The organism is Telluria sp. ZB4P36, assembly GCF_059685865.1.
The window spans coordinates 59574-74020 of the sequence record NZ_JCASIE010000007.1 but is presented as its reverse complement, the minus strand read 5'-3'; the positions used below and the strand labels follow the sequence as shown (position 1 = coordinate 74020).

Sequence of the window (14447 nt, the reverse complement as noted above, 5' to 3'; positions counted from 1 at the left end):
GTCAGAACCTGTAGGCCAGTTTGGCGACGGCCGTACGACGCTGGCGCTGCAGCGCCTCCTGGGCGAACGCCGGCCCGGCGGGATCGGCATAGCGCCGGTCGGCCAGGTTGTACACACTCAGGGACAGGTCCGCGCCCGGCACCATGCGCGTGCTCGACAGCGTCAGGCTGGCCACGCAATGGCCACCGACACGGCTGTGTTCCGTAAGACGGGACGACATGCAGCGCAGCTCGCCGCCCAGCCAGGCACGGGTGGCGAACAGGGGCAGGTCGACGTCGAGCTTTGCCAACTGGCGCGGCGACGCCTTCAGCGCCTGGCCGTCGCCGTCGGTGGCGCGCTGCCAGGTATAGCTGGCGCGGACCCGTGCCATGCTGGCATACACCTGCTCGACCGAGGCTTCCAGGCCGTTCGCCTGGGCGCGGTCGACATTGCGGAACACCAGCAGGCCGCTGTCGGGATCTTCCTGCTGCGAGATCAGGTCGTGCGTGTGGTAGGTGAACAGTGACAGGCGCGCGAGGCAGCTGGCGCCGAAGGCCTGCTCCAGCACCGCCTCGGTGGTGGCGATGCGCTCGGGCGCCAGGCCGGGATTGGCCAGCTGGCCCCCTTCACCCTGGACCTGGTAGTACATCTCGTAGGCGTTCGGCACCCGGAAGGCCTTGCCGTAGATCAGTTTCGCGGTGCCGCCCTGCGGCGTGCGGTAGACCAGGGCGGCACGCGGGTTGTTGCTGCGGGCGCCGGTGCTGTGGTGGTCATGACGCATGCTGAGGTTGAGCAGCACTTGCGGGCCCAGGCGCCACTCGTCCTCGACGAACACCGCGCGCCGGTTGGCCGAGCGGCGGTCGTCCAGCAGGCTCAGGTAGGGAGAGGTGTCGAAGTTGAACTGGTCGCGCCGCGCATCGCGCTGGATCTCGGCCCCGAGCAGGATCTGGTGACCGGCGACGCGGGTGAGGGTGGCGTGCAGATTCAGCCCGTACCAGCGCGCACGGCTGCCATCGACGTTCGGGGCCGGACGGTCCTGGGCGTCGGGATAATGATAGTAGCCGAGGTAGTCCGCCCGTCCCCAGAGTGCCTGGGCCGACAAGGCCAGGCCTGGCGCAAGGATGCGCTCAAAGCCGAGCTGGGCCACACCTTGGGCGTCGATCGTCCGGTTCGGGGCATCGGGTATGGCAGCGTAGGACCCGGTAGCCAGGCCCTTGGTCCGGCGGACATGGTTGGCGGACAGCGTAAACCCGCCATAGCTTGCCTTGATCAGGAACTGGCGGGCCTGCTCGCCATCGCGCCCCCGTACCGCTTCGCCGCCGAGTGCGGGGAAGCGCAGCGTTTCGCCGTCGCCGGTGAGCACCGTGGCCGCCATCAGGAGGTCGGCGCCCTGCTGGCCGTGCCAGCCGTAGCTGGCGCGCAGGCGCCTCTCGCCGCGGCTGCCCAGCGCCGCGGCAGCGCGCGGACCGGCCAGCGCATAGCCGTCGCGCGTGACGACGTTGATCACGCCAAACAGCGCACTCGATCCGTACATGGCCGAGCCGGCGCCAGGAATGAACTCGATTTGCTGCACCATGTCCATGTCGACCAGTCCTTCGTTGCCGAGCATGGCCTGGTCATAGGTCGAATCGTTGGTGCGTATTCCGTCGACCATCAACACGAAGCGGCTGTTGTAGTCGCCGGGCCGCAGGAATCCGCGCGCGCCGAGGTAGGTGTAGTTGCGATCGTCCGTGACATACAGGCCGGGCAAGCTGGCCAGGGCATCGCCCAGGGTGCGCCAGCCGTGCAGGCGAATGTCGGATGCGCTCAGTACACTCGCGGCGGCGGGCGCTTCGGCCACCAGTTGCTCGAACTTGGAAGCAGCCTTCACCATCTTCATTCCCATCAGCTCTTCCAGCGGGACCCGAGCCAGCTCCGGCGGCGCAGCAAGGGCCTGGCAGGAGGCGCACGCCAGCCAGGCAGTTGCCAGCTGGGTCAGCAGTCGCACATTGCTTGGGCAGGTGGCTGGGAAGCGTCGGCGCATGGAGTGAAGGTGCTCGATTCAGGCGGGTCTGTGACAATTCGTGATATTTCTTTTTATATACGAATAATAACCTAAAGAAATACAACGTCAGACGATGGGCATTGATTGTGTAAACACAAAACAACACTTCTCCGACCTGCCTCTCTGTGCCTTCAGTCCAGCGGTACGCTCCGATAGCGATTCACATCCGGCACCGACACCGGCGCCGCGGCGTTACCCCAGCTGGCCCGCACATAGGTCAGCACCGCGGCCACCTGCGCATCGTTCAGCTCATGGCTGTAGGGCGGCATACCATACGGCCGCGGATTGCCCGCGGTTCCCGGCGGGAAGCCGCCATTCAGCACGATCCGGATCGCATTCACGGCCGGCGTCAGCGTCACCGCCCGATTGCCGGACAGCGGCGGATAAGCCGGCGCCTTGCCCTTGCCGTCGGCCCCATGGCAATCCACGCAATACGATCCATACAGACGGCGGCCCTCGGCCAGTAGCGGCTCGCTGGCGCGCTCGCCGCTGTCCTGCGCCGGCGCCTCGGTCGACGGCAGCGATTTCAGATAGCTCGCCATCGCGCCCACGTCGGCCCGGTTCAGATGCTGCAGGCTGCGCGCTACCACTTCCGCCATCGGTCCGGTGGCCGAGCCGCGCGGAGAAACCCCGGTCTGCAGCAGCGCGACGATATGCTCCTGGTCCCAGTCCCCGAGTCCCGCTTCGCCGCTGGCCGTGAGCGATGGCGCATACCAGCCGATGGTGGGAATCAGGCCGCCCGACAGCGTGTCGCCGGTTGCACCGAGGCGGTTGCGCGTGCTGTGGCAGGCGCTGCAGTGGCCCAGCCCCTCGACCAGGTAGGCGCCGCGGTTCCATTCGGCGTCGCGCGCCGGCTGCGGCGTGAACACCGCAGGCTTGAAGTAGAGTAGGCGCCAGCCCGCCAGCAGGGCCTGCTGGTCATAGGGGAAGTCGAGTTCGTGCGGCTGGTTCCGCCGGCGCTGCGGCGCCAGGCTGCGCAAGTAGGCGTACAGGGCGTCCGAATCGGTGCGCGAGACCTTGGTGTAGTTCGTGTACGGGAAGGCGGGGTAGAGCAGGCGGCCGTCGCGCGACTTCCCGTTGTGCAGGGCGTTCCAGAAGTCGTCGGCGGACCACAGGCCGATGCCGGTTTCCCGGTCCGGCGTGAGGTTGGGGCCGACCAGGCGCCCGAAAGGCGTGTCGAGCGCGCGTCCGCCCGCATATTCCGGTCCGCCGCGCGCGGTATGGCAGGCCACGCAGTCGCCTGCGCGCGCGAGGTAGGCGCCGCGCGCGATGTTCTCCGGCGTCGCGGCCCAGGCGGCGGGCGAGGTCGATGCAACGAACTCCTCGCGCGGCCAGGCGATGGCCACGGTGGCGACGGCAACCGCCGCCAATGCCAATGCGATCTTCTTCATGGCTGCTCCGGGGCGCTGCCGCAGGCAAGGGGGAGGGGGCGTACGATCGCCGGCGCCGGACGCGGGTCGGCGGGGATCGGCTGGGCGGCGAGCCAGCTCGAGACGGCATTCACGTCCTCGAGCGACAGGCGCGCCGTGATCGCGGCCATGCAGTCGGGCGCATGGGCGCGGCGCGCCTTGTTGCGCCAGGCGCCGAACTGCGCGTTGACGTAGTCGCGCGGCAAGCCGAGCAGGCCGGGGATCGCGGGTTCGACGCCGGTCAGGCGCTGGCCGTGGCAGGCCACGCAGGCCGGGACCTTGCGCGCGCCGTCGCCGTTGAGTGCGAGCTGGCGGCCGCGCTCCAGCACCTGCGCCGACACGGTGGGTGCCTCGGCGCCATGGGCCGCAGGCGGCAGGGCCGCGAAATGGCCGGCGATCTCGCGCAGGTAGGGATCGGGCAGGTGGTCCACCAGGTAGGTCATGAGCGGATACTGGCGCCGGCCTTCGCGGAAGTTGAGCAGCTGGTTGTACAGGTAGCCGGCCGGCTTGCCCTGAAGGCGCGGGAAGTAGCTGTCGTTCACCGGATTGCCGCGCGCATCGACGCGCGCGTGGCAGGAGGTGCAGGCGACCAGGCGCTGGGCCAGGGTGTCCGGAACGGCTTGAGGCGCGGCGCACGACGCACCGGCGCAGAGCAGCAAGGCAGCGAACAGCTTACGTCGACTCATGAGTGAACCCGGCAGTAGCAATGCCGGGATGATAACGCGGATGGCGTCGAAACGGCTCGCGGCCTTGCTATACTCCCACCCCTTTGGACCGCCGGGGCGCAGGATGGGTGTCAGTTATACGGATGGGGTATTCAGGGACCGCAATCCCATCAAGCGCTGGCTGCAGCAGCAGCGCCTGCACAGCGCCATCGGCTTCGCCCGGAAGCCCCCCGGATCGGTGCGCTGCGTGCTGGATTTCGGCGCCGGCAGCGGTGAGCTGTGCAAGCACCTGGTCCTCGCCTACCCGAACGCCGTCATCATCTGCTACGAGCCATGCTCCGACCTGCTGGAAGAAGCGAGGATCGAGCTGAAAGGCCTGCCCCGGGTCGAATTCCATGCCTCCGTCGACACCATCCCCAAGGGGCAGGCCGACCTGCTGTTCTGCCTCGAGGTCTTCGAGCACATTCCGCTGTCGATGCGCGGGGCCTCGCTGGGTGAGGTGGCGGCCCTGCTGCAGGAAGACGGCGAAGCCGTGTTCGGCGTGCCGGTCGAAGTGGGCCTGCCGGCGCTGTACAAGGGCTTGTTCCGCATGAGCCGGCGCTATGGCGCCTTCGACGCGACGCCGAAGCACGTACTGATGGCGACCCTCGGCATGCCGCCGAAGGACCGTCCGGTCGGCATCCTGCCCCCTAGGGTCGAGGTGCACAACGAGCATATGGGTTTCGACCACCGCGTGTTCCGCAAGGCCCTGGGCGAACGCTTCGCGCTGAAGAAGGCGAGCGCCAGCCCCTTCCCGGCACTGGGAACGGCGGTCTGCCCGGAAGCTTATTTCGTGGTCAGGAAGCGAAGTTAGGATGCACGGCGGGCAGGAACGATAGCCTCGTCCGCCGGCGGATTGGCGCGCCAGTAGCGGTACAGGCGCAGGGCCACGTGGGCGTCGTCGGCCGCGTACAGCACCTGCTTTTCGCTCAGCTGGGGCAGGGCCCAGTTGGTGGTGGTGATGCGGCGCGATTTCTGCAGGCGGCGGCCGAAGAAGCGCGCCACCGCGGTCTTGGCGCCGAGCGTGTTGCGCTCGCCGCGCCGGCGCATGGCCGTTGCCAGGTCCAGCACATTGCGTGCCTCGATGCCGAGCTTGGTGCGCAGGCGTTTCAGATCGTCCCCGAGGCCGAAGCCGACCTTCAGGATGCTGTCCGATTCGAGCAGGGGCTTGAGTACTTCCAGCGCCGTCTGTGCGCTGGCCGCGCTGCCGATCTGGAACAGGTAAGCCAGGTCGTCGCTGGCAAGCTGCACCAGGTGCGGCCCGGTCGAGACTTCGCCCTTCGAGAAGGTGGGCTTGGATTCGGTGTCGAAGCCGATCACGTCGGCCTGCGACAGCGCCGCCAGCGCGGCGGCCGCATCGAGCGGCGTACGTACGATGCGCACGTCCGCCAGCCGGATTCCTTCGTACGCAGGCAGTTCGTCGATGTCGACGACGCTCGGCTCCACCATCAGTTGCGCGAGAACTTGGAGGCGAGCGCCTTCAGCTTTTCCTGGCGCTGGCGGTTCGCCTCTTCGGCCGCGGCGGCGTCGCGCTCGGCCTTCTTGCGCTCGGCTTCCTTCTTGAAGCGCTCCTGCAGCTGTTCCTTGGCGTGCTGGCGGTGGGTGTCGGTCACTTCGGCGCCCGGGGTGCCGTCGAGATCGTAGCGCACCTTGGCTTTTTCCATGGCGCGCAGGTAGCGCATCGAGCCGGTGTGGATGCCGAGGGCGGCGCGCATGGCCTTGCGGTTCAGGTCGGGCATGCGTGCCAGCAGTTGCTTGTCGATGCCGATCGCCAGCGGCAGGCAGTCGCGGAAGGCCGGGAATTCCTGCTGGAGCTGCTTGAGCAGGGCGCGTGCGGACGGCGCCGGGGTGGCGCCTGCCGGAGAGGCCGGAGCAGCTGCGGGAGCGGCGGATGGCGAATCCGGCGTCTCGGGAGTGGCAGGAGCGGTGGTGTCGACGGTCTCGGCAGCGGTATTGGTATTCATTGACTTCATTGTAAGAACGGGAATGCGAAGGATAGCACGGCGCCCGGACACCAGTGCGGGCCGTATTGTACTTGTTCCATTAATCTTTAGAATTACTTGACGGGCGTGGCGAATGGGCGGCAGGCGTGCGGGCGTGAAATCGTGTATGATCCGCCTCTTGCCTTGCGCGCGGCTTGCGCCGCCGCAGACATACCGGGAGATCGGCGAATCGCTTCATGTCATATTCAGGGTGGTGATATCCCATATGGGATATTTCAATTATCACCAATTCTTGCAATACGGCATAATATCGCCTTCCTTCTGTTCTTCCCTGAACATGAGATGCAAGCCCGTTTCACCTGACGGGCTTTTTTTCGTTCCGACATGCATACCGTGATTTTAAACATCGTCCATTTTTCCTTTGTCTGCCGCCATCCCATGGGGATCGCCGGCCGCCCTGGGGAAGACGTGCTTGAAGTCCGCGTGTCCGCCCTCAGGTAGGGCCGCTTCCGCCACCGATCCACACTGGACCCGCACGCGGGTTTCGCTGAGATTCCGCTGACATTGAACTTCGCAGGCGCGCTGCGCGCCTCGACTGGAGAGAGTTTTACTATGAAAAACACCGCCAAGACACTGACACTGACCGCCAAAAAAGCGCCCGCCAAGGCTACGGCACAGCTGGCAGTGCCGAAAACCGCGACCTCCTACTTCCTGGAAACGGAAGCGGCGGCCAAGGTGACGGTGGTGAAAACCCGTTCGCGCCTGGCGGTGGCCAAGGCCGCGCTGGAAGCCGACGGGGTGCCGGCCGGCCAGGAGGCAGCCGCCAATGAAGCGCTGCTGGACGCGCCGGCTGCAGAGCTGAGCGCGCCGGTGGCGGAAGCGCCCGTAGCGGCCGAAGCGCCGGTCGAGGCTGCGCCTGCGGCCGACCCGGCGCCTTTCGAGGACTACACCGCCGCCGTGCCGAACGTCGCGGCGGTCGTCGTGCGCAAGCGCGGCTCGAAGCTGGCCTCCCTGAAAGCCGCCGCGGCGGAAGCGCCGCAGGCCGAGGCTGCCGTGGCGGAAGCACCGGCAGCGCCAGTTGCCGCGGTCGTCCAGGCCGCCGCTGAAGATACGTCGGCCGCGCCGAAGGCCGTGCGCACCCGCACCCGCCGCACCGACGCCAGTGCCGCAGTTGGCAACCCTTCGGCACCCGCCACCGCCGTGGGCGCCGTCAGCGCCACCACCGATGCCGCCGCGCTGGCCAAGATCGACACCTCGGGCTACCTGCTGCCGCAGGTGAAGGTCCCGGGCCGCCGCGGCCGCAAGCCGAGCGAGTTCGTGCCGGAAAACGACGAAGTCGCGGCACTGAACGCGGTCGAGCGCGCCGAGATGAAGGTGGCCTCGAAGCTGCGCGAGCGCAAGGCCAAGGGCCTGGCGGGCATGCTCGGCGGCGAGAACGGCTTCTCGGAAACGGAACTGGAAAAGCGCCGCCAGCAGATCAAGAACCTGATCAACCTGGGCAAGGAGCGCGGCTACCTGACCCACGCCCAGATCAACGACCAGCTGCCGGAAAACATCGTCGATCCGGAAGCGATCGAAGGCATCATCGCGACCTTCAACGACATGGGCATCGCCATCTACGAGCGCGCCCCGGAAGCCGAAATGATGCTGCTGTCGGATAACGTGCCGACCGCCACCAGCGACGACGAAGTGGAAGCGGCCGCCGCCACCGCGCTGTCGACCGTCGATTCCGACTTCGGCCGTACCACCGACCCGGTCCGTATGTACATGCGCGAAATGGGCGCGGTGTCGCTGCTGACCCGCGAAGGCGAGATCGAGATCGCCAAGCGCATCGAAGAAGGCCTGAAGGACATGGTGCAGGCGATCTCGGCCTGCCCGACCACGATCTCGGAAATCATCGCGCTGTCGCACAAGATCGCCAGCGACGAGATGAAGATCGACGACGTGGTGGACGGCTTCGTCGACCTCAACGAATCGGCCCCGGCGCCGAGCAGCACCGCTGCCGCCTCGGACGACGAGGACGAAGAAGAGATCGAGGAAGAAGAGGAAGAAACCGACGGCGCGGTCGGCGGCGGCGCGGCCGGTTACTCGACCGAGCAGCTGGCCCAGCTGCGCAAGAGCGCGCTGGAGAAGTTCGCCCTGATCGAAAAGCAGTTCGACCGCATGGGCCACGCCTTCAAGACGGTCGGCTACGGATCAAGCGAGTACGAAGCGGCCCAGACCATCATCTCGAACGAGCTGCTGGGCATCCGCTTCACCGCCAAGATCGTGGAAAAGCTGTGCGACACCCTGCGCGGCCAGATGGACGAAGTGCGCGCCATCGAGCGCGCCGTCCTGGACATCTGCGTGAACCGCTGCGGGATGCCGCGCGCCCACTTCATCAAGGTCTTCCCGGGCAACGAGACCGACCTGCAATGGGGCGACCGCGAAGTCGACTGCGCTTATCCATATAGTGCTGTATTAAACCGTAACCTGCCGGCCATCAAGGAACTGCAGCAGCGCATGATCGACCTGCAGGCGCGCGTGGCGCTGCCGCTGGCCGACCTGCGCCGCATCAACAAGCAGATGGCGGCCGGCGAGAAGCGTGCGCGCCAGGCCAAGCGCGAAATGACGGTGGCCAACCTGCGCCTGGTGATCTCGATCGCGAAGAAATACATCAACCGCGGCCTGCAATTCCTCGACCTGATCCAGGAAGGCAATATCGGCCTGCTGAAGGCCGTGGACAAGTTCGAGTACCGCCGTGGTTATAAATTCTCGACCTATGCGACCTGGTGGATCCGCCAGGCGATCACGCGCTCGATCGCGGACATGGCCCGTACCATCCGCGTGCCGGTGCACATGATCGAGACCATCAACAAGATGAACCGCATCTCGCGCCAGATCATGCAGGAAACCGGCAGCGAGCCGGACCTGCCGACCCTGGCGGCCAAGATGGAAATGCCGGAGAACAAGGTTCGCGAGATCATGAAGATCGCGAAAGAGCCGATTTCGATGGAAACCCCGATGGGCGAGGACGGCGATTCGCAGCTGGGCGACTTCATCGAGGACAACACCACCCTGGCCCCGCTGGACGCCGCACTGCATGCGTCGATGCGCAACGTGATCAAGGAAGTGCTGGACTCGCTGACCCCGCGCGAAGCCAAGGTGCTGCGCATGCGCTACGGCGTCGAGATGTCGAACGACCACACGCTGGAAGAAGTGGGCAAGCAGTTCGACGTGACCCGCGAGCGTATCCGCCAGATCGAAGCCAAGGCCATGAGCAAGCTGCGCCAGCCTTCGCGTTCGGACAAGCTGAAGACCTTCCTGCACAACCAGTAATTTTTACCGTCTGGTAAAAAATGCCGTTCAGTTTTGACTGAGCGGCATTTTTTTTGCCCGGTGCCGTCCAGCAACAACGCTTTGTTTGTCTCTTGCAAACAATGTGGCACGCATATATTGACGTGTGGTTCGCAAACAAAGGATCATGCTTAAAGGAAACATCTCTTCCCGCATCTACTTAACTTTTTGGAATCTTTCATGAAGCATGCCGTCTTCCTTGCCGCCTTCGCCCTGTGCGCCCTTCCTGCGGCACATGCCCAGGACAGCATCGCCACCGACCGTCCCGACTTCGTCGAATCGAGCAATGTGGTCGGCCGAAACCGGCTGCAGGTGGAAACCAGCGTGCTGCTGGAACGCGACCGCAGCGGCCAGGTGCGTGATCGCCTGTTCGCCACGCCCACCCTGCTGCGCTACGGCATCGGCGAGTCCTTCGAGCTGCGTGCCGAAACCGACGGCCGCATGCACCAGCGCAGCAGCGAGGCTGGCCTGCGCAGTAGCACGCACGGCTATGCCGACACCTCGCTCGGCCTGAAATGGCATGCGATGGATGCCGCCGGCAGCCTGCCGTCGGTCGGCGTCCTGCTGCATGCGGACCTGGACAGCGGCTCGCGCGCCTTCCGTGGCGAGGGCGTGCGTCCTTCCCTGCGCGTGGTCGGCGAATGGGAGCTGCCGGACGACTATTCGCTCGGCGTCATGCCGGGGGTGGGCATCGAACGCGGCGAGAACGGCCGCTACCGCTACGGCATCCTTGGCGTGGTGGTCGGCAAGTCGATCAACGAACGCCTGCGCGGCTTCGTCGAAGTGGCCATGCCGCAGATCGCCCGCGGCGAGCACGGCGGCACCCAGGCCAGCTTCGACGTCGGCGGCGCCTATCTCCTGTCCGACACCGTCCAGCTCGACGCCATGCTGTCGCGCGGCCTGAACAGCCGTACGCCCGACACGGCCTTCACCATCGGCTTCTCCTTCAAGCTCTGACGCGGACCCATCATGAAACTGAGCATCAAGCACCAACTGCGCCTGTCCTACTTCGTCACGCTGCTGTTCTGCGGCGTGGTCGGCCTGATCGGCTATCTCTCTGTCGCGTCGCTCGACCGCTCGATGGATGCGATCAGCGTCAACGGTTCCGCCCTGCGCGACCAGATGCAGGCCGACATGATGCACGACGCCCTGCGCGCCGACGTGCTGGCCGCGCTGCAGGCTGCCAGCCCCGAGGAACACGCGACCGCCAAGCGCGACACCGACGAGCACGTGGCCAGCTTCAAGGCGACCATCGCGGCGCTGGACGGCCAGGAGATCAATCCCGCCGTGAAGGCGGCCATCGCCAAGTTGCGCCCGGACGTCGAGGCCTACCTGGCCGGCGCTGCGCGCATGGTGGCCCTGGCCGGCAGCGACCAGGCGGCCGCGCGCCAGGCCTTCGGCGGCTTCATGGACAGCTTCCGCAAGCTCGAGGACGGGATGGAAGCGGTGAGCGAACTGATCGAAAAAGACTCGGACGCTGCACGCGCCGGCGGCGACGCCGTGGTGGAGTCCTCCGCGCTGCAGATCGAACTGGTCGCGCTGGCCGCGATGGCCGCTACCATCGCGATGGGCTACTTCCTGATCCGCGCCATCGTGCGCCCGCTCGAAGAAGCCATCGTGTTTGCCGACCGAATCGCCCAGGGCGATCTCGGTGGCGAGGCGAGCCGCGTGCCCGAGGGCGACCGAACCGAAACCGCGCGCCTGCGCCGGGCGCTCGAGGCGATGCGCGCCAACCTGCACCGCATCGTCAGCGCGGTGCGCGACGGCACCGATTCGATCGGCACCGCGTCGCAGGAAATCGCAGCCGGCAACCTCGACCTGTCACGCCGCACCGAGAACCAGGCCGCCTCGCTGGAAGAGACCGCGTCGTCCATGGAAGAACTGACCACGACCGTGCGCCAGAATGCCGATAACGCGCGCCAGGCGAGCCAGCTGGCGGCCTCCGCCAGCGAAGTCGCGGTGTGCGGCGGCGCGGTGGTGAACGAGGTGGTGCAGACCATGGGCGCGATCGACGAGGCCTCCCGCAAGATCGGCGACATCATCGGCGTCATCGAGGGCATCGCCTTCCAGACCAATATCCTGGCGCTGAACGCCGCGGTCGAAGCGGCGCGGGCGGGCGAACAGGGCAGGGGCTTTGCCGTGGTCGCCAGCGAGGTGCGCGCCCTGGCGCAGCGTTCGAACGCGGCGGCCAAGGAGATCAAGGTGCTGATCGACAGCACCGCGTCCACCGTGGGCGAGGGCAACCGCCTGGTCGGCCAGGCCGGCGGCACCATGGACGAGGTGGTCGCGGGCGTGCAGCGCGTCAGCGACATCATGGCCGAGATCAGCGCCGCCAGCCGCGAGCAGGAAGCGGGCATCGGCCAGGTCAACCAGGCCGTCGGCGAGATCGACGCGGCGACGCAGCAGAACGCGGCGCTGGTGGAGCAGGCGGCTGCGGCGGCCGAGTCGCTGGAAGCGCAGGCGGCGAAGCTGGCGGATCTCGTTGGCGTATTCAAGCTGGGCAGCGAGCGTGCCGGGCCTTCGCGTGCGCAAGGCGCCGCGGTCCCGGTGCTGGCACTCCAGTCGGCGCACTAGCCGGCAAGGACGTTCAAGCTGGGCCTCACCAGCCCACCTCCCCCTGACGGCACAATCCGCCAAGCTCTCATGCACGCGGGTTATGCCGTTCACAGCGAAATTCATTGGTTGTCAAAATTGCTCGGGCGTACTCTCTTTCGCGGATGGCAACACATCGGCGCGTGGAGAGGCGCCGGGGACCGCCACCGGCGCTCCTCTGGTGCGTTCACGTCAACCTGCAAAAAAAGACAACATGAAAAAACTTTTGCTTGCAGCGGCAGCCGCGGTGCTCGTCGCTTCCTATCCCCATGCCGATGCCCAGACTGTCGCACCGAAGCGCGAAATGCGCGGCGTGTGGATCAGTACCCACATCAGCCTGGACTGGCCGAACCGCACCCAGACGCCTGCGCAGCAGCAGGCGGCCCTGAAGGCGATCCTCGACCACAACAAGGCGACCGGCATGAACGCGGCCTTCCTGCAGGTGCGCAGCCAGGCCGACGCCCTGTACCCGAGCAGCCTCGAGCCCTGGTCCTATTACCTGACCAACCAGCAGGGCAGCGCCCCGAGCCCGGCCTGGGACCCGCTGCAGTTCGCGATCGACGAGACCCGCAAGCGCGGCATGGAATTCCATGCCTGGATCAATCCCTACCGCGCCGTGGCCACCGCCTCGAACCAGAACAACACCGCCATGTACGCGGCCAACCACGTGTCGCGCGCGCATCCGGAATGGATGCTGACGGTCGGCACGGTCAAGATCCTGAACCCGGGCCTGCCGGCGGTGCGCGACCACGTCGTGAACGTCATCATGGACATCGTCAACCGCTACGACGTGGACGGTATCCACTTCGACGACTACTTCTACCCGAGCGGCACCACGGGCGACGACGATGCCTACAACGCCGACCCGCGCGGCTTCCCGAATACGGCTGCGGGGCGGGCCGACTGGCGCCGCGACAACATCAACCTCCTGGTCGCGCGCGTCAACGACAGCATCCGCGCCGTGAAGCCCTGGGTGAAGTTCGGCATCTCGCCGTCGGGCATCTACCGCAGCAGCACCGATCCGGCGGTCGGTTCGCCGACCTCGAGCGGCGCCCTGCAGCACTACAGCGCCATGTTCGCCGACAGCCGCAAGTGGATCCAGCAGGGCTGGGTCGACTACCTGACGCCGCAGGTCTACTGGTACATCGGCCAGACGGGATCGGACTACAAGCTGCTGGTGCCCTGGTGGAACGACAACGCCTACGAGCGCCACATGTACATCGGCCTGGCCGACTACAAGATGAATACCGCCGGCTGGCTTGATCCGAACCAGATCAATAACCAGATCGCCTTGAACCGCGCCTCAGCGAACATCTCGGGCCAGATCCACTTCCGCCACGCCTTCCTGCAGGCCGACCCGCTGGGCTACCGCAGCGCGCTGAAGAACAGCACCTATGCGCGTCCGGCGCTGCTGCCGGTGATGGCGTGGAAGGGCACGCAGGCCCCCGCTGCGCCGGCGCAGCTCAGCGCAGCCGCCGGCGACAACAATGCGGTGCAGCTGGCCTGGGCCGCGGCGCCCGACAGCGCCGACGAGTACGAGAAGACCCGCAAGTACGCCATCTACCGCTCGGAACAGCGCGAGATGGACCTGGAATCGCCGGCCAACCTGCTGGGCGTGACCGACACCGCCACCAATGTCTTCGCCGACAAGGGCGTCGCGCCGGGGCAGTACTACTACTATACGGTGACCGCGCTGAACCGCCTGAGCGTGGAAAGCGCGCGCGCGAACACGGTCAGCAACGACTTCGAGGCGCCGGCCGTGCGCACCCGCGATGTGTCGGTGACGCTGGCGAACGGCACGGCGTCGATCACGGCCGCCGACCTCGATGGCGGCACCAGCGACAACTGGGGCGTGGAGTCGCTGGGCGCCTCGCGCACCACGTTCTCGTGCGCGGACATCGGTGCGCAGAAGGTGGTGCTCGGCGCCGTCGACAAGGGCGGCAACAGCGCCAGCGCGGAGGGAATCGTGCAGGTGCTGGGTCACGTGCCGCAGCCGGCGATCAGCGTCACGCCTGCCGCGGGTGAGGCGACCGGTCTGCCGGCGAATACGATCGCGCTGGGCTACGGCCCGCAGAGCGTCATGCTGAGCGCGAGCGATGCCGCCGGCGTGTCGACCTTCAGCTGGAGCCCGTCCTCGGCCAGCGGCGCGGTGACCAGCTTCGCGCCGACCGCGGCCGGTTCGTTCAGCTTCACGGTGCAGGCGGCCAGCCCGGAAAGCTGCTTCGCGCAGGCGACGGCCACGGTGAACGTGATCGACGCGCGTTGCGGCGAGGGCAAGGTGATGGTGTGTAACAAGACCGGCAGCCAGAGTCATCCGGGGGCGCAGGTCTGCGTGTCGCCGAATGCGGTGCCGGCCTTCCTGAAGAAGGGCAGTGTGCTGGGAGCTTGCGCGGGGTGATCGGTCGTCCCTTGGGTGGGCGGGAAGACCCGCCCACCCAAA

The 14447-nt window shown here is 66.8% G+C and carries 10 protein-coding genes; 5 read left to right on the top strand and 5 right to left on the bottom strand.

Annotated elements, in window-relative coordinates:
* Nucleotide 1: 1 nt before the first annotated feature.
* From AC56LK_RS11835 to AC56LK_RS11825, 3 genes are all read right to left on the bottom strand, one after another.
* Nucleotides 2-2002: a TonB-dependent receptor plug domain-containing protein gene (locus AC56LK_RS11835; RefSeq protein ID WP_497184709.1), complete on the bottom strand. Its 2001-nt coding sequence runs from the start codon at nucleotides 2000-2002 to the stop codon at nucleotides 2-4.
* Nucleotides 2003-2154: 152 nt separating this feature from the next.
* Nucleotides 2155-3414 carry a cytochrome c gene (locus tag AC56LK_RS11830; protein WP_497184708.1) on the bottom strand — a complete coding sequence of 420 codons (1260 nt, stop codon included), beginning with the start codon at nucleotides 3412-3414 and terminating at the stop codon, nucleotides 2155-2157.
* The gene (locus AC56LK_RS11825; protein WP_497184707.1) at nucleotides 3411-4118 is read right to left on the bottom strand and encodes a c-type cytochrome; all 708 of its coding nucleotides are present in this window, start codon (nucleotides 4116-4118) and stop codon (nucleotides 3411-3413) included. Before AC56LK_RS11825 ends, AC56LK_RS11830 begins: the two co-directional genes overlap by 4 nt.
* 103 nt (nucleotides 4119-4221) lie before the next feature.
* Between AC56LK_RS11825 and AC56LK_RS11820 the strand changes: the two genes are divergently transcribed.
* Nucleotides 4222-4950 carry a class I SAM-dependent methyltransferase gene (locus tag AC56LK_RS11820; RefSeq protein ID WP_497184706.1) on the top strand — a complete coding sequence of 243 codons (729 nt, stop codon included), beginning with the start codon at nucleotides 4222-4224 and terminating at the stop codon, nucleotides 4948-4950.
* On the opposite strand, the gene AC56LK_RS11815 is transcribed toward AC56LK_RS11820, so the two are convergent.
* Together AC56LK_RS11815 and AC56LK_RS11810 are read right to left on the bottom strand one after the other, a co-directional pair.
* Nucleotides 4947-5585 (bottom strand): 3'-5' exonuclease, encoded by a 639-nt coding sequence (locus tag AC56LK_RS11815; RefSeq protein ID WP_497184705.1) that lies wholly within the window; start codon nucleotides 5583-5585, stop codon nucleotides 4947-4949. The two genes, AC56LK_RS11820 and AC56LK_RS11815, sit on opposite strands and share 4 nt — an antisense overlap.
* Nucleotides 5585-6100 (bottom strand): ProQ/FINO family protein, encoded by a 516-nt coding sequence (locus tag AC56LK_RS11810; RefSeq protein WP_497184704.1) that lies wholly within the window; start codon nucleotides 6098-6100, stop codon nucleotides 5585-5587. Before AC56LK_RS11810 ends, AC56LK_RS11815 begins: the two co-directional genes overlap by 1 nt.
* A 591-nt stretch (nucleotides 6101-6691) precedes the next feature.
* Between AC56LK_RS11810 and rpoD the strand changes: the two genes are divergently transcribed.
* From rpoD to AC56LK_RS11790, 4 genes are all read left to right on the top strand, one after another.
* Entirely contained in the window at nucleotides 6692-9397 is a 2706-nt protein-coding gene (gene rpoD, locus AC56LK_RS11805; protein ID WP_497184703.1) for an RNA polymerase sigma factor RpoD, read from the top strand.
* Between the two features lie 198 nt (nucleotides 9398-9595).
* The gene (locus AC56LK_RS11800; protein ID WP_497184702.1) at nucleotides 9596-10372 is read left to right on the top strand and encodes a transporter; all 777 of its coding nucleotides are present in this window, start codon (nucleotides 9596-9598) and stop codon (nucleotides 10370-10372) included.
* A 12-nt stretch (nucleotides 10373-10384) separates the two neighbouring features.
* Nucleotides 10385-11989, top strand: coding sequence for a methyl-accepting chemotaxis protein (locus AC56LK_RS11795; RefSeq protein WP_497184701.1), 1605 nt, complete (start codon nucleotides 10385-10387; stop codon nucleotides 11987-11989).
* 232 nt (nucleotides 11990-12221) lie between these two features.
* Nucleotides 12222-14405 (top strand): family 10 glycosylhydrolase, encoded by a 2184-nt coding sequence (locus AC56LK_RS11790; protein WP_497184700.1) that lies wholly within the window; start codon nucleotides 12222-12224, stop codon nucleotides 14403-14405.
* Nucleotides 14406-14447 lie beyond the last annotated feature (42 nt).